We start from the raw sequence: 17,607 nt of genomic DNA on the forward strand, positions 1-17,607 counted from the left end.
CGGAGATAATGTGAAGATGGTTGTAAAACTGATAGCACCGATCGCGATGGAAGAGGGTCTGCGTTTTGCGATCCGCGAAGGTGGTCGGACAGTGGGTGCCGGTGTGGTATCCAAGATTATCGAGTAATAGATAATGGCTAACCAGAGAATACGAATTCGTCTCAAAGCATTTGATCATCGTCTGATTGATCAATCTGCACGCGAGATTGTGGAGACCGCTAAGCGGACAGGCGCGCACGTGCGTGGCCCGATTCCACTGCCGACTAAGAATGAGCGATATACCATTCTGATTTCACCGCATGTCAATAAAGATGCGCGAGATCAGTATGAGATACGCACCCATAAGCGTCTACTCGATATTGTCGAGCCGACTGATAAGACTGTGGATGCGTTAATGAAGCTCGATTTGGCTGCCGGCGTCGACGTGCAGATCAAACTGAACTGAGGTTAAGAACGATGGCGATTGGAGTAGTCGGCCGGAAGGCAGGAATGACCCGAGTATTTACCGAACAAGGTGATTCTGTGCCTGTTACGGTTATAGAGGTTGAACCCAACCGTGTTACACAGCTGAAGTCTGAAGATGCCGATGGGTATCTTGCTATTCAGATTACTACCGGTGCGCGTAAAGCGTCACGGGTAAGTAAGCCAGCTGCCGGACACTACGCGAAAGCAGGTGTCGAGGCTGGACGTAACATGTGGGAGTTTCGCGCTCAATCATCTGATGTAGAAGGCATCGAAGTAGGTAGCGAGATTAAAGCTGACCTTTTTGAAGCTGGCCAGATCGTTGATGTTCGCGGTAAGACTCAGGGTAAAGGTTTTCAGGGTGGTGTGAAACGTCACAACTTCCATATGCAGGATGCGACCCATGGTAACTCACTGTCTCATCGTGCTCCTGGTTCGATTGGACAATGTCAAACCCCTGGTCGTGTCTTCAAAGGTAAGAAGATGGCAGGTCACATGGGTGCAGCACAGCGCTGCCAGCAGAACCTTGAAATTGTTCGCGTTGACGCAGAGCGTAATCTGCTCTTGGTTAAAGGTTCAGTACCGGGCTCCAGAGGGGGTGACGTCATCGTTACGCCTGCTGTGAAGATGAAGAATAAAGGGTGACAGTAATGGATCTCAACGTAAAGACAGCCGCTGGATCTCAGACAATGCAGGTATCTGATGATGTCTTCGGCGCAGAATTCAAGCAGACGCTGATACATCAAGTAGTTACTGCTTATATGTCTGCAGCGCGTGCTGGAACTAAAGCACAAAAGAATCGTGCTGCAGTGAGAGGTGGTGGTGCCAAGCCATTTCGTCAGAAAGGTACTGGCCGTGCCCGTGCAGGTACTAGCCGTAGCCCGATTTGGCGCAGTGGTGGTGTCAACTTTGCTGCCGCCCCTCGCAGTTATGCACAGAAGGTTAATCGTAAGATGTACCGTGGTGCAATTCGATCAATATTGTCGGAGCTCAATCGCCAGGAGAGACTGGTGGTGGTCGATGAGATCAGCATCTCTCAACCAAAGACTAAAGAGTTGGTTGGCAAATTGAAGGGACTGGATATTAACGATGTCCTCGTGGTATCTGAAAGCCCGGATGAAAATCTCTATCTGGCGTCACGAAACCTATATGGTGTCGATGTGCGCGATGTAGAAGAGATCGATCCAGTAAGTCTGGTCGCCTATGAGCATATCTTGGTTACCGAGAACGCGGTTAAAAAACTTGAGGAGCGTCTGGCATGAATAACGAACGTCTCATGAAGGTTCTTTTGAGTCCGCTGGTTTCGGAAAAAAGCAGCATTATTGCAGACCAAAACGCTCAATATACCTTTCGCGTAACAACTGACGCTACCAAGCGTGAGATTGCGAAAGCGGTTGAAAAGCTGTTTGAGGTTGAGGTCGAGCGTGTTCAAGTGGTGAATGTCAAAGGTAAGCAAAAACGCTTTGGCGCCATCAATGGCAAACGTTCCGACTGGAAAAAAGCATATGTACGTCTCAAGGCTGGCAGCGAAATCGATTTCGCAGCTGGTGCATGAGCAAGTAATACAGGATTGGGATAATGGCAGTCGTTAAATCAAAACCGACCTCTGCAGGCCGCAGGTTTGTGGTCAAGGTTGTCGATGCAGAGCTCCATAAGGGTGCGCCCTATGGTCCACTGCTGGCAAAAAAGAGCAAGAGCGGTGGTCGTAACAACAACGGTCGTATAACTACCCGTCATCGTGGTGGTGGTCATAAACAGCGCTATCGTATTATCGATTTCAAGCGAAACAAGGAAGCTATTCCAGCTGTCGTTGAAAGACTTGAATACGATCCTAATCGAACCGCACGAATCGCTCTGATTCGCTATGCAGATGGAGAACGCAATTACATTATTGCGCCTAACAATCTGCATGTTGGAGATAGCGTAGAGTCAGGTTCAGCCGCACCAATCAAGACCGGTAACTGTCTCCCACTGCGAAACATGCCACTTGGTTCAGTTGTTCATTGTATTGAAATGAAACCTGGCAAAGGTGCGCAAATTGCCCGATCTGCAGGTTCAGCTGTTCAGTTGGTAGCTCGCGAGGGTGAGTACGCTACACTGCGCTTGCGTTCTGGTGAAATGAGAAAGGTACCCGCCGACTGCAGAGCAGTTATTGGTGAGGTGTCAAACTCTGAGCATAACCTACGCTCACTGGGTAAAGCCGGTGCGACGCGCTGGAAAGGTATTCGTCCAACCGTACGTGGTGTTGCCATGAACCCGGTTGATCATCCACATGGTGGTGGTGAAGGCCGTACTTCTGGCGGACGTCATCCAGTGTCTCCTTGGGGTACGCCAACCAAGGGATATAAGACCCGCACCAACAAGCGCACGAACAAGATGATTGTTCGTGGTAGAAACCGTAAATAGATAATTAGGGGTTAGAGTCGTGCCACGTTCAGTCAGAAAAGGCCCATTCATTGACCACCATCTGGTAAAGAAGGTGGACGAAGCGGTAGCCCAGAACAACAAGCGTCCTATCAAAACCTGGTCACGCAGATCTGTCGTGTTTCCTGAGATGGTAGGATTGACCGTCGCTATATATAACGGCAAACAGCATGTACCTGTACTGGTGTCCGAAAATATGGTCGGACATAAACTGGGTGAGTTTGCTCTGACCCGAACTTATCGTGGTCATGCCGCAGATAAGAAGTCGAAGTAAGGGGGATATGATGCAAACAACAGCAAAGTTACGTCATGCCCGTCTTGCGGCTCAAAAAGGTAGATTGGTTGCTGACCAAATTCGTGGGCTGCCAGTAGAGCAGGCGCTTAATATTCTGTCGTTCAGCAAGAAAAAGGGCGCAGTATTGGTAAAGAAGGTTCTCGAATCCGCTATCGCCAATGCTGAGCACAATGATGGTGCTGATATCGATGAACTGAAGGTTGCGGCCGTGAGTGTTGACGAAGGTCCCACCATGAAGCGTATTCGTGCTCGGGCTAAAGGCCGCGCATCCAGAATTCTCAAGCGAACCAGTCACATTAATGTGACGGTTGCAGAAAAGTAAAAGGCAAGAGAGGCCGAAATGGGTCAGAAAGTACATCCAACCGGGATACGTCTTGGCATTGTTAAAGACTGGACGTCCAAGTGGTATGCAGATTCTAAGCAGTATGCCACGCTTTTAAACAAAGATCTTGAAGTGCGTGAGTATCTGAAAAAGAGGTTGTCTCAAGCCTCAGTCAGCCGCATTCAGATCGATCGGCCAGCCAACAATGCACATATTACTGTTCACACAGCCCGTCCAGGACTGGTGATTGGTAAGAAAGGTGAAGATATCGATGCATTGCGTTCCGATATCTCTGCAATGATGGGCATACCGGTACATATGAGTATCGAAGAGATTCGTAAGCCTGAACTGGATGCCCAGTTGGTTGCGGAGAGTATTGCACAGCAGCTCGAGCGTCGCGTTATGTTCCGTCGAGCCATGAAGCGCTCTGTACAGAACGCCATGCGCTTGGGTGCTGAGGGTATAAAAGTCAATATTGGCGGTAGATTGAACGGCGCTGAAATTGCACGCTCTGAGTGGTATCGCGAAGGTCGCGTTCCTTTGCACACCCTGCGTGCAGATATTGATTATGGGTTTGCTGAAGCCAATACCACCTATGGCATCATCGGTGTCAAGGTATGGGTCTTCAAAGGTGAAGTATTCGGTGATCGCGAGGAAGTTGAAGTTGAGACCAAACCCGCTGCATCGAGCAAGAGGTCTTAAGTCATGCTACAGCCAAAACGGACAAAATTTCGCAAACAGCACAAAGGTCGCAATCGTGGGCTGGCGTTTGCCGGCAGCTCGGTCTCCTTTGGTGAATATGGTCTAAAGTCGACTGGCAGAGGACGTATTACCGCGCGTCAAATTGAATCAGCACGTCGTGCGATCACCCGTCACGTAAAACGTGGTGGCAAGATCTGGATTCGGGTCTTTCCTGACAAGCCGATTACCAAGAAGCCTCTTGAAGTACGTCAAGGTAAAGGTAAGGGTAATGTGGAGTACTGGGTTGCGCAGATCCAACCTGGTCGCATGCTTTATGAAATTGAAGGCATTTCCGAAGAAATCGCACGCGAAGCGTTCGCGCTAGCATCTGCGAAGCTGCCTGTAGCGACCTCTTTCGTGAAACGGACGGTAATGTAATGAAAGCATCTGAAATTAGAGCGAAGTCGCAACAAGAGTTGACCAGCACACTGGATGAGCTCTTGAAAGAACAGTTCAACCTGCGCATGCAACAGGGTACCGGACAGCTTGCTCGTCCATCCCGCATGAATGAAGTTCGTAAAGATATTGCGCGGATCAAGACTGTGATGAATGAACAGAAGTCGGGTGACGCATCATGAGTGAGCAACAGGCAACTAACCGTACACTGATTGGCCAGGTGGTCAGTGATGCGATGGATAAATCAATCACAGTAACCGTTGAACGGAGAGTGAAGCATCCTGTTTACGGGAAGTTCATGAGACGTTCAACCAAAGTTCACGCTCATGATGAAGCAAATGAGTGTCACTCCGGTGATACCGTGATGGTAGAACAGTGCCGTCCACTGTCGAAGACCAAGACCTGGCGTCTGGTGAAGGTACTGGAGCGTGCGAGCTGACTTTTAAGCAGTTTGTGCCAATCGTAACTATTTGGAATTAGGGCAATACCATGATTCAGATGCAGTCTAACCTCAACGTTGCTGACAACAGCGGTGCGAAGCGGGTTCAGTGCATAAAGGTGCTAGGCGGTTCTCACCGTCGTTATGCCGGCGTTGGCGACATTGTTAAAGTCAGTGTCAAAGATGCAATCCCTCGAGGCAAAGTTAAGAAAGGTGACGTCTACAATGCGGTTGTCGTACGCACCAGAAAAGGTGTTCGTCGACCTGATGGATCGGTGATTCGTTTCGATTCCAATGCTGCCGTACTGCTCAACAGTTCGTTACAGCCCATTGGTACACGTATCTTTGGTCCCGTTACCCGTGAATTAAGGGGTGAGCGATTTATGAAAATAATTTCGCTTGCACCTGAAGTTTTGTGAGGCAGCACTAATGGCAAGCAAGATTAAAAAAGGTGACGAAGTTATCGTCATTACAGGAAAGGATAAGGGCAAGCGCGGTACAGTAGTCAAGACGCTTGCAGATGACCGATTGGTCGTCGAAAACGTCAATATGGCAAAAAAGCATACCAAGCCAAACCCTAATAAGGGTGAACCTGGAGGTATCCTGGACAAGGAGATGCCGTTACACATCTCCAATGTCGCTTTATATAACCCGGCAACTGATAAGGGTGATCGGGTAGGTTTCAAAATTCTCGAAGATGGCAAAAAGGTTCGGATTTTTAAATCCAACCAAGAAGTCGTCGACATTTGAGGCACGATGAGAGATGGCTAGGTTACAGCAATATTATAGTGAGACTGTTGTCAAGAATCTGATGGATAAGTTTCAGTTCAACAGCATCATGGAAGTGCCGAAAATCACTAAGATTACCCTGAATATGGGTGTCGGTGAGGCAATCGGTGATAAAAAGGTACTTGAGCACGCAGTAGGTGACATGGAGAAGATTGCCGGTCAAAAGGCTATCATTACCTATGCCAGAAAATCTATCGCTGGTTTCAAGGTTCGTGAAGGGTGGCCAATTGGTTGCAAGGTGACACTGCGCAGAGAGCGTATGTATGAATTCCTTGATCGACTGATTAACATCTCGATACCCCGTATCCGTGACTTTCGTGGCTTGAGTAACAAGTCATTTGATGGTCGAGGAAACTACTCAATGGGTGTCAAAGAACAGATTATGTTTCCTGAGATCGATTACGACAAAATCGACGCACTTCGTGGTTTGGATATTACCATCACCACAACAGCGCGTACTGATGAGGAAGGTCGTGCGCTCTTGGAAGCCTTCAAGTTTCCATTTAAGAACTGAGTTTAATATGGCAAAGAAAAGCATGATCGCACGTGAAACCAGACGTGCACGTACAGTTTCCCGGTTTGCCGCGAAACGTGATGCTCTCAAAGCTGTGATCAAGAATCCAAACAGCAGTTTTGAAGAAGTTGAAGTGGCTGTAAATAAATTACAGAAATTACCAAGGGATGCCAGTCCATCACGCAAGCGGAATCGCTGCCAGGTGACCGGTCGTCCTCACGGTGTTTACCGTAAATTCGGCTTGTGCAGAAATAAACTGCGCGAAGCGGCAATGAGAGGTGATGTTCCAGGGCTTGTTAAAGCTAGCTGGTAACAGTATAATCCTGCGCCCTTACCCCGAGTGCCCTGAGCACTTGGTTGTTTAATCGTTAGGTATCGCGCCATAAAGGCGGACTGACCTTAGGAGCTAAAATATGAGTATGTCAGATCCCATAGCGGATATGCTCACACGTATACGAAATGGCCAGGCAGCAAAAAAATCGTCTGTCGAGTTGCCCTCTTCCAAGCAAAAGGTAGCAATTGCCAACCTTTTGAAAAGCGAAGGCTATATCCAAGAAGTCTCAGTTAAAGAAGATAGCCCTAAACCAACACTGGTTTTGGAGTTGCGCTATTTTCAGGGTCGTCCCGTAATTGAGCTTATCAAACGGGTCAGCCGTCCTGGACTGCGTGTTTATAAAGGTAGAGATGATCTGCCAAAGGTACGCGCCGGACTCGGGGTTGCGATTATCTCCACATCTAAAGGTGTGATGACAGATCGAGCCGCACGTGAACTCGGCCAGGGCGGTGAAGTTATCGCCTTTGTTGCATAGGAGGTCGAATCATGTCACGTGTAGCAAAAAGTCCTATCGCATTACCCTCCGGTATTACCGTGAAAATGGGTGATCAATCGATTTCTGTCAAAGGGCCTAAAGGTGAAATGGCTCTGAATCTTCATCCTGATATTGCAATCAAAGAAGAAGACAATAATCTCAATGTAGCACCTAAATCTGAAGCCAAATCAGCTTGGGCCATGGCAGGAACCTTCCGTGCATTGGTCAATAATATGGTTACTGGCGTTAGCCAGGGATTTGAAAAGAAGTTGCAGCTTGTCGGTGTTGGCTACAGAGCGCAAGCCGGTGGTAAAAGCCTCAATTTAAATCTTGGTTTTTCACATCCAATCGATTATCCAGTTCCGGAGGGTATCAGTATTGCAACGCCTTCAGCCACTGAAATCGTAGTAAGTGGTAGTGACAAACAGCGTGTTGGCCAAGTTGCTGCAGAGATTCGCGCATACCGCCCACCTGAGCCTTACAAGGGTAAGGGTGTCAGATATGCTGACGAACATGTGGTTCGTAAAGAAGCCAAGAAGAAATAGGTAGAACGATGGACAAGAAACAATCACGTATACGCCGCGGGCGTCGTACCAGAGCAAAGATCAGAGAGCTTGGTGTTCATCGTCTCTCGATTCATCGTACACCACGCCACATTTATGCTCAGGTGATAAGTCCTGATGGTGAGAGTGTATTAGCCAGTGCCTCAACGCTGGACAAGGCTGTACTGGGCGAGATCGACGGTAAAGCCAGCGGCAATATCAAAGCAGCCTCAGTAGTAGGAAAGTTTGTGGCAGAGCGGGCAAAGAGTGCCGGCGTTGAAAGTGTGGCTTTTGATCGTTCGGGTTTTCGTTACCACGGTCGCGTTAAGGCCCTCGCTGAAGCGGCTCGTGAAGCCGGTCTTCAATTTTAAAGGTTTAGGATTATGGCAAATTTTAATGCAAAGCCTGAGGGTGACGAGTTACTAGAAAAGCTCGTCAATGTTAACCGGGTTGCGAAAGTGGTCAAAGGTGGTCGTCAATTCGGCTTCTCTGCACTGACAGTAGTTGGTGATGGAAAAGGTAGAGTTGGTTTTGGGACTGGTAAGGCTAGAGAGGTACCAGTTGCTATCCAGAAAGCTATGGAGACTGCGCGCAAAAACATGGTTAGCGTAAAACTCAATGGCTCTACACTACAGTATCCTCTGGTTGGTCGACATGGTGCAGCAAAGGTATTCATGCAGCCAGCCTCAGACGGTACCGGCATTATCGCAGGTGGCGCGATGCGCGCTGTCTTTGAAGTGCTGGGTGTACAGAACGTCTTGGCAAAGTGTATCGGCACAAACAATCCAATGAATGTTGTGCGAGCTACCATTAACGGCCTTAACGAAATGGCTGACGCTGAATCAGTTGCCCTTAAACGGGGTAAAAGCGTCGAAGATATCCTGGGGTAAGACATGGCTGATAAGAAGATGATGCGGGTAAAACTGGTGCGTAGCACAAGTGGTCGCCTTGCGAGTCATAAAGCATGTGTGAAAGGACTGGGTCTACGTCGTATACATCACGAAGTTGATGTTGAAGATACCCCTTGCACTCGCGGCATGGTTAACAAGGTCAGTTACATGGTTAAGGTAGTGGAGTCTTAAGATGAAATTGAATACTCTTCAGCCAGCACCGGGAAGCAAGACTACACGCAAACGCGTTGGTCGCGGCATCGGTAGTGGACTCGGAAAAACCTGCGGACGTGGTCATAAGGGTCAAAAGTCTCGTTCAGGTGGTTTCCATAAAGTCGGATTTGAAGGCGGTCAAATGCCTTTGCAACGCCGTCTTCCAAAGATCGGTTTTACCTCTCGAGTTTCCATAGTTTCTGCTCAGGTACGTCTGGGTGAGTTAGCTAAAATCGAAGGTGATGTCATAGATCTTGAAGCTCTAAAGAAAGCGAATCTGATCCGCCGCTCAATGAAGCGTGCAAAGATCTTCGCCTCTGGAAGCATTGATCGCGCTGTTACAGTAAAAGGTATCAGCCTGACTAAGGGTGCAAAGGCTGCTATTGAAGCCGCCGGTGGTAAGGTCGAATAGATCATGGCCAACCAAGGTTCAATGATGGGAGCGCTCGGTGGCATGGGGCAGTTGACTGAGTTACGTCAACGTCTACTGTTTGTTGCTGGCGCGCTTTTGGTTTTTCGCATTGGTACGTTCATACCTGTACCTGGCGTAAACCCAGTGGCACTTGCTGCTCTGTTTGAGCAGGCTCAAGGATCCATTCTGGACATGTTTAACATGTTTTCGGGTGGTGCTCTTGAACGTGCCAGTCTCTTTGCTCTTGGTATCATGCCCTATATCTCAGCCTCTATTATCATGCAGTTGATGTCTGCTGTTATCCCTAGCTTGGAGCAGTTGAAGAAAGAGGGTGAGTCTGGTCGAAGAAAGATCACGCAATACACTCGCTATGGCACAGTTGTACTAGCTACATTTCAGGCTGTTGGCATCTCGATTGCGCTACAGAGTCAGACCGTTGGTGGTGAGACTATCGTAGTACACCAGGGTGTAGGTTTTGTGGTTACTGCAGCCGTCTCTCTCGTAACTGGCACTATGTTTTTGATGTGGCTTGGCGAGCAGATTACTGAGCGCGGTATCGGCAATGGTATTTCGATGATCATATTTGCAGGTATTGTTGCTGGATTGCCAGCTGCAATCGGCGGGACTCTTGAACTGGCTCGCACCGGTGAACTTAATGCGATAACAATTCTCTTTCTGTTTGTTCTTGCTATTGCAGTTACCGCTTTTGTTGTCTTTGTTGAACGTGGTCAACGACGTATCACAATTAACTATGCAAAGCGCCAGCAAGGTCGAAGGATGCTTGCGGCACAGAGTACCCATTTGCCTTTAAAGCTTAATATGGCTGGCGTAATACCACCAATTTTTGCCTCCAGTATTATTCTTTTCCCAGCAACACTAGGGCAGTGGTTTGGAAATACTGAGGGAACGCGCTGGATTCAAGACATATTCGCAAAGCTCTCACCAGGAGAGCCTGTTTATGTCATGGCTTATGCAGCAGCGATCATATTTTTCTGCTTTTTTTATACGGCGTTAGTTTTTAACTCACGTGATACCGCTGATAACTTGAAGCGTTCAGGTGCTTTTATACCGGGTATAAGACCTGGCGAGCAGACTGCAAAGTATATAGATGGGGTTATGTCCAGGTTAACAATGGCTGGTGCTATTTATATAACCCTGGTCTGCCTGCTGCCAGAGTTTCTCATCGTCGGTTGGAATGTACCTTTCTACTTCGGTGGTACATCGCTACTGATTATAGTGGTGGTGGTGATGGATTTTATGGCGCAGGTTCAAGCGCACTTGATGTCACACCAGTATGAGGGCTTGATGAAAAAGGCCAATTTAAAAGGTGGTGGCAGCGGTGGTCTGCTGCGCTGATTTGACCGAATCTAATTTGGAGTCTGTAACATGAAAGTGCGTGCATCAGTTAAAAAAATCTGCCGCAATTGTAAGATTGTTCGCCGTAATGGCGTAGTGCGTGTCATCTGTAAAGAAGGCCGCCACAAGCAGCGTCAGGGATAACCTGATTAAAAAATGACGCGGTAACGACTTGATAGAGTCTGTTGCCTGAGGTATTATTGTGCGTTTCCCTTCGGAATAATTTCGGGGGGTACATTAGGAGATTAGAAAGATGGCTCGAATTGCTGGAGTCAACATTCCGGATCGAAAGCATGCAGTTATTGCATTGACCTCTATCTATGGTATCGGACGCTCACGTGCGGGTGATATCTGTGAAGAGGCTGGTATTAAACCAAGTACCAAAATCCAGGAATTGAGTGAAGACCAAATTGAGTCCATTCGTGGCATCGTATCCCGTTTTACGGTTGAAGGCGATCTGCGACGTGAGATCTCCATGAATATAAAACGCTTGATGGATCTCGGTTGTAACCGTGGTATACGTCACCGTCGCGGTCTTCCGTTACGTGGACAGCGTACACGCACCAACGCACGCACCCGTAAAGGGCCGCGTCGTCCGATCAAACGTTAATTAATTTTAATTCGAATCTGTAGGTACAGAAGATGGCAAAACCCAGTAGCCGTACCAAAAAGAAGGTAAGAAAGAGCGTCACCGACGGTGTTGCTCATATTCACGCTTCTTTCAATAATACCATCATTACCATAAGCGACCGTCAGGGTAATGCCCTAGCGTGGGCTACAGCCGGCGGCTCCGGTTTTCGTGGTTCCAGAAAAAGTACGCCGTTTGCAGCACAGGTTGCTGCAGATCGTGTAGGTCAGATGGTTAAGGAGTACGGCGTCAAGAATCTCGATGTCAATGTTAAAGGTCCGGGGCCTGGACGTGAGTCTGCCGTTAGATCTCTTAATAATGCTGGTTTCAAAATCACCAGTATTTCCGACGTGACACCGATACCTCATAACGGTTGCCGTCCTCCTAAAAAGCGCCGCGTATAATCACTGGAGTTATTGAATCATGGCAAGGTACATCGGACCTAAGTGTAAGCTGAGCCGTCGAGAAGGCACAGACCTTTTCCTCAAGAGTCGTGTGCGCTCGGTTGACTCCAAGTGCAACATGGAAAAAGTACCAGGACAGGCGGGTGACCGTCGTCGCCGGGTTTCTGACTATGGTTTGCAGTTACGTGAGAAGCAGAAAGTACGTCGTATCTACGGTGTAATGGAAAAGCAGTTCCGTAACTACTATAAGGCTGCTGCACAGAACAAGGGCGCAACAGGTGAAAATCTGCTGCAGCTCCTTGAGACACGACTGGACAATATTGTCTACCGTATGGGATTCGGCGCCACACGTGCTGAAGCCCGCCAACTCGTCAGCCATAAAGCGATCGAGGTCAACGGTAAAATTGTTAATGTGCCTTCCTTTAAAGTTAACGCGGAAGACGAAGTTACAATCCGTGAGAAGGCTAAAAAGCAGGTCAGAATTCAGGGGGCCCTGGAGTTGCAGGGACAATATGGATTCGTTGACTGGGTGGAAGTGGATCCTAAAGCAATGAAGGGTAAGCTAAAGCGCATTCCGGACCGTTCTGATCTATCTGCTGAAATTAACGAACAACTGGTCGTTGAGCTCTACTCCAAGTAAGCCTTGACGAGGGAAAATATATGACCGAAAGCGTTACGGAATTTCTAAAGCCTCGCATCGTCAATGTACAGCCGATAACAGCAACACGAGCCAAGGTAACTCTTGAGCCTCTCGAAAGAGGTTTTGGACACACTCTGGGCAATGCACTTCGGCGCATCCTTCTTTCGTCAATGCCTGGTAGTGCGATAACTGAAGTTGAGATCGCAGAGGTATTACATGAGTACACCACGATTGAAGGTGTGCAAGAAGATGTACTGGATATTTTACTTAATCTAAAGCAGGTTGCTTTGGTTATGCACACCCGTGATGAAGCGACTTTGAAGTTGCAGAAAAAGGGTCCAGGACAGGTCTTTGCAAGTGATATCGCTGTAGATCATGATGTGGAAGTTGCTAATCCTGATCATGTTATTGCGACTCTGACTAAGTCAGGCGAAATAAACATGACTCTGAATGTACACCGTGGGCGGGGTTATCACCCTGCAGCAGCCCGTCAGGGTTCCGCCGGCGACGAACGTCCAATCGGTATGTTGCAGGTTGATGCATCGTTTAGTCCCATCCGCGAAGTAGCCTATAGCGTTGAGGCTGCTCGTGTAGAGCAGAACACAGGTTTAGATCGTCTGGTCATCGAATTGGAAACCAATGGAACCATTGATCCAGAAGAGGCAATCAGACGTTCAGCCAGTATTTTACGTGACCAGCTCTCTGTATTTGTCGACCTGGAAGCTGAGGCTGCTGAGTCGGTTGCAGAACCAGAAGAGCCAGCAATCGATCCAATACTGTTGCGTCCGGTTGATGATCTTGAGTTGACTGTTCGTTCAGCCAACTGCTTAAAGGCTGAAAACATTTTCCTTATCGGTGATTTGATTCAAAGAACCGAGGTGGAACTGCTTAAAACGCCAAATCTGGGTAAGAAATCACTTACTGAGATTAAAGACGTGCTTGCACGTCGTGGTTTGTCACTGGGCATGCGCCTGGAACATTGGCCACCAGAAAATATCGAAGAGCAACTGGCTCATTAAGCCCGTTTCTTTCACCTTTTAAACTATTTTTGAATTTGGGGAAGTCGACCCATGCGCCATCGCAAATCAGGACGGCAGCTTAATCGGAACAGCAGCCATAGGAATGCCATGTTTAGAAACATGGCGGTCTCTTTGATCAATCATGAATTGATCAAGACGACTGTACCCAAGGCTAAAGAACTGCGTAAAGTTGCTGAACCGCTCATTACCATGTCAAAGACAGATAACGTCGCTAAACGGCGTCTGGCTTTCTCTCGTCTACGTGATAAATCAGCTGTCGGTAAGCTCTTTGCAGAGTTAGGCCCAAGATATCAGGCTCGTCCTGGTGGCTATGTGCGGATTCTGAAATGTGGCTATCGTGCTGGTGATAAGGCGCCTATGGCTTATGTTGAACTGGTCGACCGTCCAGCGGTTGAAGAGCCAGTAGAGGAAGCTGAGGCGGATACTGAAGAATAAACCAGCAGGGTTAAGAGCATAAAGAACCCATACAGCAATGTATGGGTTTTTTTATGTTCGTTATCTATTCAACCTCAAAAAATCAGTTGACCGCTGATATCTGACGTAAGTAAATGATACGCCACTTCAATTGATGAAGTTTTTGCTCACCCATTGGGTCAACTCATTACCGCTACATCGATTTGTGTAAAAAATCAGCCTTTCCGGAAAGACGTCAATACCAGCGGTCAACTGCCAAAAGTGGCGATCGTGCAGGTTTGCCGTAAAAAAATAAAGCATATGGGGGAATTAATAGCACTACTTTTTAAGTGTTTTCATTAAGTCATCCAGATCAATAGCTTGGGCTGTTTGCTTTTCTGCTTCCTTGATCTCAAATATGCGATGTCCATTGATCATGCCTGATATGTCTGCATTTGAACTACCAAGATCATGGGTGAAAACCGCAATCACATGGAGAAGTGAATACCAGGCGATGATCTGGTAGGTAATATGGTGAAGGTCAGTCATGCTCATTCCAAAAATAAATGGCATTTCGTTGAGTAGCACAAAGCCACTTATCACGCTCAAAGTCAGTACAAAGAAAAAGACCAAATAGATTGGGCCCCATAGTGGATTATGGCTAAACCATTTTGGCAGGGGTGATTTACCAAGTGTTAAGTAGAACTTAACAACCTGTAATGCTTGAGATATGCGGTGGAGATTCGGCTCACAGTCACTGATGTGCTCAGCACCCTTTCCAAAAAAGAGAAGGAAGAGTCTGATCAGAAGGCCGGGTAGTAGTATTGCGCTGAGTATGTAGTGGATTTCGTGGAGGTCTGTGGATGAGAGGAGCTGGTTGTTGAGCAGAAATCCAGTAGCCATCAAGCCAAGGGTCGGGAATGCGATAAGCCAGTGCGACACCCTTAGCCAGTGACTCCAGATTAAAACACGGGTAACGCTATTGGTTTGCATGGTAATTCCTGTCACTGTATGAATAAGCTATATATTACGCTGTAAGGAGAGTATTGATCGATGATGTTCATAGGGTTTTTAGTTTTTTTTAGGTCTCAATGGTGATGTGGATGATAGTGGAGAATGGTTGGCTGCAGAACTGTTCAAATTCAACTGATATAGGCCTGCTAGTGTACCCCGTCATAGATTCTGTACCATTCAGAGCCCCGCCCCAATACGTCAGATCAAGGAGTGGCTCGCAGGGAATGGCAGGCCCTTTACAAGAGCCACAATGCAGAGCTGGCGTATTGGGGCGGCTCCCTCCGGGGCGCAGCTAACCCCTTCCAGACTCGCTGAATGGTACAGAATCTATGACGAGGTGCACTAGTGCTAATAATATCCAATACATTCAACTAATTTGGCATTGATAAATAACATGTTGAGGCAAAGAAAGAACAAAAGAGAGAAGCGAGAGGCCAGGGATCAAGCCCTCCTGCGTTACCAAAAACAGCGACAGCGTAATCTTTTAGCTAAACCTGGTGTAAATGAGTTTATTCTGGTTCTTGATCACATGAAAGCAGGGTTCAATGTGGCCAAAATTTTTCGAAGTGCAGAAGCCTTTGGGGCTTCAGAAGTTCATCTTATTGATATTGGTCCTTTCGATCCATCGCCAGGAAAAGGTGCTTTCAAGAAGGTGCCCGCTAAATTTTTTAATAGTTTTGAGGAGAGTTATCAGGATCTTGTTGCCCGGGACTATGACATTGTAATGTTGCAAGGCGGCTGCGGACGGTTGTCCACTGATGTAGCCCTGAGCAGGAAGAGTGCCTTTGTTTTAGGTCACGAAGAGTGGGGGCACAGCTTTCAGCAGGAGGAGTATCCGGATATCGATTGCCTCTCCATACCTCAGTATGGCCAGGTTGAGAGCCTCAATGTTGCTGTTGCGGCATCGATCGTTATGTATGAATACGTGCGACAGCACTCATCGAGATAAGATATCTGATGAGAGAAATCTTTTTATGTTGAACTAGTGACTATAGGTCCGGTAGATCAACACTTTTTGTGGATAATACAGTTATAACAACAACTGAGAGCGCAGCAATTAGTAGCCAAGACATATCAATCATCCTCTATATTAATAACTACCGATTCTATGTCGGTATGGTTATTTATTGGTCGTTAGGTATAAAGGCTAAGCCATAAACTTAGCTTCTTCTGTGACTTATAACTGATTTAGCTTAAGTTAAACTTAAGCGAAGTGTGATCGGCGTCACATTAATCCCTCTGGCGCTAATTTTTTTGGTGCAGATATTTTAGGCGTTGGGCGTCAAATATCTCCAGGGGTACAACTTTTTCACATATGTATCAAGGTGTTGTTTTACAGACAAATATTATGGTTGGCGGCCGCTCTTGATCGATTTCTATTCTGGAGATAGTGGCGGTGCCAATAGACAAGCGGTACATGGATGCCAAAGGTGCGTTCAGTAAGTGGGTCAGGATGCTTCTAATAACCCCGGCATGGGTAACCATAAGGATATGCTTTCCCGCATGTTCTGAGGTCGCCTCGATAAAGGCTTGCTGAACTCTGTTACTGAAGCTATCCAGAGACTCTGCGCCTGTTGGTCGGTTGGTGATGGGATCGTGGTAAAAACGGTTAAGAATATTTGGGTCAGTTGCGCGTAGTTCATCTCCAGAGTGGCCTTCCCACGCTCCAAATCCAACTTCTTTCAAGCGATCATCATGGATGAGATCGATTTTCAGTTGGTTACTCAACTCTAGAGCAAATTCACTACATCGCTTTAGTGGCGAGCTTATAGCAACTTCCCAGGGAGACTCCTTAGATGTTGCATGTCGCATCTCCTGCCACCCTTTCTCGCTAAGCGGGTCGTCGATTTGCCCCCTGTAACGTCTACCTCCAACAGGCTCACCATGACGCATCAGATCGATTATGGTTTTTTGACTCATAAGGGGAGATTAAGCAAAAAATAACCAGGGCCTGTTAATACGACTCGGATCGGCCCTAGATCAGACCTGTAATGGTGAGAAAAGTCAAAATTACGAGAAACACAATCAGACTTCTCCAAATCAATGCCATCGCGGCCTTGGGCAGGTATGAATAGAGATGTGCCCCGGCATAGGCTTCGTCGAGTAGTGTGGTCAAGCGCATTGCTCCACTACCTGTACAGATCAAGGTACCGGTATTACTGTCACTGAATTCGCTATGGCGGCTCTCCTGATAGCTTCTCCAGCCATACAGGGCATCCTCGAAACTACCAGCGATGGCGTAACAGAATGATGTGATCCTCGCTGGTACCCAATCTAAGATGGTTAACAACTGTTTGGCGTTTAATTTGAAATCGATATCCTGCGCAGCCTGATCTGAGCTGGGTAGCCAAGTAGCCAGGCGGTAGAACATAGCACCTAGAGGGCCAAGGATTACAAACCAGAAAAGTACAGCGCTTGTGCGTCGATTGGCCTGTTGTAATGCGGCTTCAGCCACAGCTTGAGAACAGGCAGGTTCACTGGTTGGTGGTTCATCTTCGATAATCACCCGTGCGACATCTCGTGCATCGGTATCATCATCTTCAGCAGCAGAGACATATTGGTTGATCTGTTGGTCTAAATCCTCTGGTCCCAGGGTGTAGAGGAGAACGCCAATGGAGAAGATGACTGCAGGAATTCCTAACAGACTATCTGCGAAGAGTTGTTGAAGAACGGCAATACCCAGAAGGGGGGGCAAAAGGAGTAAGATCAGTCCGAAAAGGCCTTGTTGCAACCAGTCGGGTAGATTTTGCAGTAGCTGCCACTGGCAATATCTGGAGAACCAGCGATGATTTCGCAGGTGGATATGCTCTAGTAAAAAACGCTCTGCTATCAGGCAGATAAGTATGATCGTCAATGTCATCGCGAGAGTTTCGGCGAAAGTGAA

The 17,607-nt window shown here is 47.6% G+C and carries 33 protein-coding genes; 30 read left to right on the forward strand and 3 right to left on the reverse strand.

The window, feature by feature from the left end:
• The 29 genes from AC4IE7_RS07170 to rplQ form a co-directional block, all read left to right on the forward strand.
• On the forward strand, window positions 1-127 hold a 127-nt coding region (locus AC4IE7_RS07170; protein ID WP_490776184.1), incomplete at its 5' end, for an EF-Tu C-terminal domain-related protein.
• 6 nt (window positions 128-133) lie between these two features.
• Window positions 134-445 (forward strand): 30S ribosomal protein S10, encoded by a 312-nt coding sequence (rpsJ, locus tag AC4IE7_RS07175; RefSeq protein WP_069122444.1) that lies wholly within the window; start codon window positions 134-136, stop codon window positions 443-445.
• Between the two features lie 11 nt (window positions 446-456).
• Entirely contained in the window at window positions 457-1,107 is a 651-nt protein-coding gene (gene rplC, locus AC4IE7_RS07180; protein WP_490776137.1) for a 50S ribosomal protein L3, read from the forward strand.
• Window positions 1,108-1,112: 5 nt separating this feature from the next.
• A complete protein-coding gene (gene rplD, locus AC4IE7_RS07185; RefSeq protein ID WP_490776138.1) occupies window positions 1,113-1,724 on the forward strand; it encodes a 50S ribosomal protein L4 in 612 nt (203 codons plus the stop codon).
• The gene (rplW, locus tag AC4IE7_RS07190) at window positions 1,721-2,017 is read left to right on the forward strand and encodes a 50S ribosomal protein L23 (RefSeq protein WP_490776139.1); all 297 of its coding nucleotides are present in this window, start codon (window positions 1,721-1,723) and stop codon (window positions 2,015-2,017) included. Before rplD ends, rplW begins: the two co-directional genes overlap by 4 nt.
• Before the next feature lie 23 nt (window positions 2,018-2,040).
• On the forward strand, window positions 2,041-2,868 hold the full coding sequence (rplB, locus tag AC4IE7_RS07195; protein WP_490776140.1) for a 50S ribosomal protein L2: 828 nt from the start codon (window positions 2,041-2,043) through the stop codon (window positions 2,866-2,868).
• A 19-nt stretch (window positions 2,869-2,887) separates the two neighbouring features.
• On the forward strand, window positions 2,888-3,160 hold the full coding sequence (gene rpsS / locus AC4IE7_RS07200) for a 30S ribosomal protein S19 (RefSeq protein WP_490776141.1): 273 nt from the start codon (window positions 2,888-2,890) through the stop codon (window positions 3,158-3,160).
• Window positions 3,161-3,170: 10 nt separating this feature from the next.
• Complete coding sequence (rplV, locus tag AC4IE7_RS07205) at window positions 3,171-3,503, forward strand: 50S ribosomal protein L22 (RefSeq protein WP_490776185.1); 333 nt, start codon at window positions 3,171-3,173, stop codon at window positions 3,501-3,503.
• 18 nt (window positions 3,504-3,521) lie between these two features.
• Window positions 3,522-4,205, forward strand: coding sequence for a 30S ribosomal protein S3 (rpsC, locus tag AC4IE7_RS07210; RefSeq protein WP_490776142.1), 684 nt, complete (start codon window positions 3,522-3,524; stop codon window positions 4,203-4,205).
• A 3-nt stretch (window positions 4,206-4,208) separates the two neighbouring features.
• On the forward strand, window positions 4,209-4,622 hold the full coding sequence (gene rplP, locus AC4IE7_RS07215; protein WP_490776143.1) for a 50S ribosomal protein L16: 414 nt from the start codon (window positions 4,209-4,211) through the stop codon (window positions 4,620-4,622).
• Complete coding sequence (gene rpmC, locus AC4IE7_RS07220; protein WP_490776144.1) at window positions 4,622-4,822, forward strand: 50S ribosomal protein L29; 201 nt, start codon at window positions 4,622-4,624, stop codon at window positions 4,820-4,822. Before rplP ends, rpmC begins: the two co-directional genes overlap by 1 nt.
• Window positions 4,819-5,079 (forward strand): 30S ribosomal protein S17, encoded by a 261-nt coding sequence (rpsQ, locus tag AC4IE7_RS07225; protein ID WP_490776145.1) that lies wholly within the window; start codon window positions 4,819-4,821, stop codon window positions 5,077-5,079. Before rpmC ends, rpsQ begins: the two co-directional genes overlap by 4 nt.
• Before the next feature lie 50 nt (window positions 5,080-5,129).
• The gene (gene rplN, locus AC4IE7_RS07230; RefSeq protein ID WP_490776146.1) at window positions 5,130-5,498 is read left to right on the forward strand and encodes a 50S ribosomal protein L14; all 369 of its coding nucleotides are present in this window, start codon (window positions 5,130-5,132) and stop codon (window positions 5,496-5,498) included.
• 10 nt (window positions 5,499-5,508) lie between these two features.
• Entirely contained in the window at window positions 5,509-5,829 is a 321-nt protein-coding gene (gene rplX / locus AC4IE7_RS07235; RefSeq protein ID WP_490776147.1) for a 50S ribosomal protein L24, read from the forward strand.
• 13 nt (window positions 5,830-5,842) lie between these two features.
• Window positions 5,843-6,382 (forward strand): 50S ribosomal protein L5, encoded by a 540-nt coding sequence (gene rplE / locus AC4IE7_RS07240; RefSeq protein ID WP_490776148.1) that lies wholly within the window; start codon window positions 5,843-5,845, stop codon window positions 6,380-6,382.
• Window positions 6,383-6,389: 7 nt separating this feature from the next.
• Window positions 6,390-6,695, forward strand: coding sequence for a 30S ribosomal protein S14 (gene rpsN, locus AC4IE7_RS07245; RefSeq protein ID WP_490776149.1), 306 nt, complete (start codon window positions 6,390-6,392; stop codon window positions 6,693-6,695).
• 100 nt (window positions 6,696-6,795) lie between these two features.
• The gene (rpsH, locus tag AC4IE7_RS07250) at window positions 6,796-7,191 is read left to right on the forward strand and encodes a 30S ribosomal protein S8 (RefSeq protein WP_490776150.1); all 396 of its coding nucleotides are present in this window, start codon (window positions 6,796-6,798) and stop codon (window positions 7,189-7,191) included.
• Window positions 7,192-7,202: 11 nt separating this feature from the next.
• Window positions 7,203-7,736 carry a 50S ribosomal protein L6 gene (rplF, locus tag AC4IE7_RS07255; protein WP_490776151.1) on the forward strand — a complete coding sequence of 178 codons (534 nt, stop codon included), beginning with the start codon at window positions 7,203-7,205 and terminating at the stop codon, window positions 7,734-7,736.
• 8 nt (window positions 7,737-7,744) lie between these two features.
• Window positions 7,745-8,104, forward strand: coding sequence for a 50S ribosomal protein L18 (gene rplR / locus AC4IE7_RS07260; RefSeq protein WP_490776152.1), 360 nt, complete (start codon window positions 7,745-7,747; stop codon window positions 8,102-8,104).
• A gap of 12 nt (window positions 8,105-8,116) precedes the next feature.
• On the forward strand, window positions 8,117-8,623 hold the full coding sequence (rpsE, locus tag AC4IE7_RS07265; protein ID WP_490776153.1) for a 30S ribosomal protein S5: 507 nt from the start codon (window positions 8,117-8,119) through the stop codon (window positions 8,621-8,623).
• Window positions 8,624-8,626: 3 nt separating this feature from the next.
• Window positions 8,627-8,815, forward strand: a complete 189-nt coding sequence (rpmD, locus tag AC4IE7_RS07270) for a 50S ribosomal protein L30 (protein WP_490776154.1) — start codon at window positions 8,627-8,629, stop codon at window positions 8,813-8,815.
• A 1-nt stretch (window position 8,816) separates the two neighbouring features.
• Window positions 8,817-9,248, forward strand: a complete 432-nt coding sequence (gene rplO, locus AC4IE7_RS07275) for a 50S ribosomal protein L15 (protein WP_490776155.1) — start codon at window positions 8,817-8,819, stop codon at window positions 9,246-9,248.
• A gap of 3 nt (window positions 9,249-9,251) precedes the next feature.
• Window positions 9,252-10,604: a preprotein translocase subunit SecY gene (gene secY, locus AC4IE7_RS07280; protein ID WP_490776156.1), complete on the forward strand. Its 1,353-nt coding sequence runs from the start codon at window positions 9,252-9,254 to the stop codon at window positions 10,602-10,604.
• 30 nt (window positions 10,605-10,634) lie between these two features.
• On the forward strand, window positions 10,635-10,748 hold the full coding sequence (rpmJ, locus tag AC4IE7_RS07285) for a 50S ribosomal protein L36 (protein ID WP_071891793.1): 114 nt from the start codon (window positions 10,635-10,637) through the stop codon (window positions 10,746-10,748).
• 109 nt (window positions 10,749-10,857) lie between these two features.
• Window positions 10,858-11,214 carry a 30S ribosomal protein S13 gene (gene rpsM, locus AC4IE7_RS07290; RefSeq protein WP_490776157.1) on the forward strand — a complete coding sequence of 119 codons (357 nt, stop codon included), beginning with the start codon at window positions 10,858-10,860 and terminating at the stop codon, window positions 11,212-11,214.
• Window positions 11,215-11,246: 32 nt separating this feature from the next.
• Window positions 11,247-11,636, forward strand: coding sequence for a 30S ribosomal protein S11 (rpsK, locus tag AC4IE7_RS07295; protein ID WP_490776158.1), 390 nt, complete (start codon window positions 11,247-11,249; stop codon window positions 11,634-11,636).
• A gap of 19 nt (window positions 11,637-11,655) precedes the next feature.
• Complete coding sequence (gene rpsD, locus AC4IE7_RS07300; protein ID WP_490776159.1) at window positions 11,656-12,276, forward strand: 30S ribosomal protein S4; 621 nt, start codon at window positions 11,656-11,658, stop codon at window positions 12,274-12,276.
• Window positions 12,277-12,296: 20 nt separating this feature from the next.
• Complete coding sequence (locus tag AC4IE7_RS07305; RefSeq protein ID WP_490776160.1) at window positions 12,297-13,295, forward strand: DNA-directed RNA polymerase subunit alpha; 999 nt, start codon at window positions 12,297-12,299, stop codon at window positions 13,293-13,295.
• 51 nt (window positions 13,296-13,346) lie between these two features.
• Complete coding sequence (gene rplQ / locus AC4IE7_RS07310; protein WP_490776161.1) at window positions 13,347-13,751, forward strand: 50S ribosomal protein L17; 405 nt, start codon at window positions 13,347-13,349, stop codon at window positions 13,749-13,751.
• Window positions 13,752-14,048: 297 nt separating this feature from the next.
• Here the strand turns inward: rplQ and AC4IE7_RS07315 are convergent, their stop codons facing one another.
• The gene (locus AC4IE7_RS07315; RefSeq protein ID WP_490776162.1) at window positions 14,049-14,702 is read right to left on the reverse strand and encodes a cytochrome b/b6 domain-containing protein; all 654 of its coding nucleotides are present in this window, start codon (window positions 14,700-14,702) and stop codon (window positions 14,049-14,051) included.
• A 415-nt stretch (window positions 14,703-15,117) separates the two neighbouring features.
• Between AC4IE7_RS07315 and AC4IE7_RS07320 the strand changes: the two genes are divergently transcribed.
• Window positions 15,118-15,672, forward strand: coding sequence for a TrmH family RNA methyltransferase (locus tag AC4IE7_RS07320; RefSeq protein ID WP_490776163.1), 555 nt, complete (start codon window positions 15,118-15,120; stop codon window positions 15,670-15,672).
• Between the two features lie 371 nt (window positions 15,673-16,043).
• On the opposite strand, the gene AC4IE7_RS07325 is transcribed toward AC4IE7_RS07320, so the two are convergent.
• Complete coding sequence (locus tag AC4IE7_RS07325; RefSeq protein WP_490776164.1) at window positions 16,044-16,643, reverse strand: histidine phosphatase family protein; 600 nt, start codon at window positions 16,641-16,643, stop codon at window positions 16,044-16,046.
• Between the two features lie 55 nt (window positions 16,644-16,698).
• The gene (gene ampE / locus AC4IE7_RS07330) at window positions 16,699-17,583 is read right to left on the reverse strand and encodes a regulatory signaling modulator protein AmpE (protein ID WP_490776165.1); all 885 of its coding nucleotides are present in this window, start codon (window positions 17,581-17,583) and stop codon (window positions 16,699-16,701) included.
• Between the last annotated feature and the right edge of the window lie 24 nt (window positions 17,584-17,607).

The organism is Candidatus Thiodiazotropha sp. AKAK3 (assembly GCF_058244645.1).

Coding starts and splice junctions, on each gene's coding strand:
- rpsD (WP_490776159.1), top strand. CDS start 11,656: ATGGCAAGGTACATCGGACCTAAGTGTAAGCTGAGCCGTCGAGAAGGC.
- rplR (WP_490776152.1), top strand. CDS start 7,745: ATGGACAAGAAACAATCACGTATACGCCGCGGGCGTCGTACCAGAGCA.
- rpsN (WP_490776149.1), top strand. CDS start 6,390: ATGGCAAAGAAAAGCATGATCGCACGTGAAACCAGACGTGCACGTACA.
- secY (WP_490776156.1), top strand. CDS start 9,252: ATGGCCAACCAAGGTTCAATGATGGGAGCGCTCGGTGGCATGGGGCAG.
- rplB (WP_490776140.1), top strand. CDS start 2,041: ATGGCAGTCGTTAAATCAAAACCGACCTCTGCAGGCCGCAGGTTTGTG.
- ampE (WP_490776165.1), bottom strand. CDS start 17,583: ATGACATTGACGATCATACTTATCTGCCTGATAGCAGAGCGTTTTTTA.
- rplW (WP_490776139.1), top strand. CDS start 1,721: ATGAATAACGAACGTCTCATGAAGGTTCTTTTGAGTCCGCTGGTTTCG.
- rpsE (WP_490776153.1), top strand. CDS start 8,117: ATGGCAAATTTTAATGCAAAGCCTGAGGGTGACGAGTTACTAGAAAAG.
- rplE (WP_490776148.1), top strand. CDS start 5,843: ATGGCTAGGTTACAGCAATATTATAGTGAGACTGTTGTCAAGAATCTG.
- rpsJ (WP_069122444.1), top strand. CDS start 134: ATGGCTAACCAGAGAATACGAATTCGTCTCAAAGCATTTGATCATCGT.
- rpmJ (WP_071891793.1), top strand. CDS start 10,635: ATGAAAGTGCGTGCATCAGTTAAAAAAATCTGCCGCAATTGTAAGATT.
- AC4IE7_RS07305 (WP_490776160.1), top strand. CDS start 12,297: ATGACCGAAAGCGTTACGGAATTTCTAAAGCCTCGCATCGTCAATGTA.
- rpsQ (WP_490776145.1), top strand. CDS start 4,819: ATGAGTGAGCAACAGGCAACTAACCGTACACTGATTGGCCAGGTGGTC.
- rpsH (WP_490776150.1), top strand. CDS start 6,796: ATGAGTATGTCAGATCCCATAGCGGATATGCTCACACGTATACGAAAT.
- rpmC (WP_490776144.1), top strand. CDS start 4,622: ATGAAAGCATCTGAAATTAGAGCGAAGTCGCAACAAGAGTTGACCAGC.
- rplD (WP_490776138.1), top strand. CDS start 1,113: ATGGATCTCAACGTAAAGACAGCCGCTGGATCTCAGACAATGCAGGTA.
- AC4IE7_RS07315 (WP_490776162.1), bottom strand. CDS start 14,702: ATGCAAACCAATAGCGTTACCCGTGTTTTAATCTGGAGTCACTGGCTA.
- rpsK (WP_490776158.1), top strand. CDS start 11,247: ATGGCAAAACCCAGTAGCCGTACCAAAAAGAAGGTAAGAAAGAGCGTC.
- rpsM (WP_490776157.1), top strand. CDS start 10,858: ATGGCTCGAATTGCTGGAGTCAACATTCCGGATCGAAAGCATGCAGTT.
- rplV (WP_490776185.1), top strand. CDS start 3,171: ATGCAAACAACAGCAAAGTTACGTCATGCCCGTCTTGCGGCTCAAAAA.
- rplC (WP_490776137.1), top strand. CDS start 457: ATGGCGATTGGAGTAGTCGGCCGGAAGGCAGGAATGACCCGAGTATTT.
- rplN (WP_490776146.1), top strand. CDS start 5,130: ATGATTCAGATGCAGTCTAACCTCAACGTTGCTGACAACAGCGGTGCG.
- rpsC (WP_490776142.1), top strand. CDS start 3,522: ATGGGTCAGAAAGTACATCCAACCGGGATACGTCTTGGCATTGTTAAA.
- rpmD (WP_490776154.1), top strand. CDS start 8,627: ATGGCTGATAAGAAGATGATGCGGGTAAAACTGGTGCGTAGCACAAGT.
- rplQ (WP_490776161.1), top strand. CDS start 13,347: ATGCGCCATCGCAAATCAGGACGGCAGCTTAATCGGAACAGCAGCCAT.
- AC4IE7_RS07320 (WP_490776163.1), top strand. CDS start 15,118: ATGTTGAGGCAAAGAAAGAACAAAAGAGAGAAGCGAGAGGCCAGGGAT.
- rplX (WP_490776147.1), top strand. CDS start 5,509: ATGGCAAGCAAGATTAAAAAAGGTGACGAAGTTATCGTCATTACAGGA.
- rplO (WP_490776155.1), top strand. CDS start 8,817: ATGAAATTGAATACTCTTCAGCCAGCACCGGGAAGCAAGACTACACGC.
- AC4IE7_RS07325 (WP_490776164.1), bottom strand. CDS start 16,643: ATGAGTCAAAAAACCATAATCGATCTGATGCGTCATGGTGAGCCTGTT.
- rplF (WP_490776151.1), top strand. CDS start 7,203: ATGTCACGTGTAGCAAAAAGTCCTATCGCATTACCCTCCGGTATTACC.
- rplP (WP_490776143.1), top strand. CDS start 4,209: ATGCTACAGCCAAAACGGACAAAATTTCGCAAACAGCACAAAGGTCGC.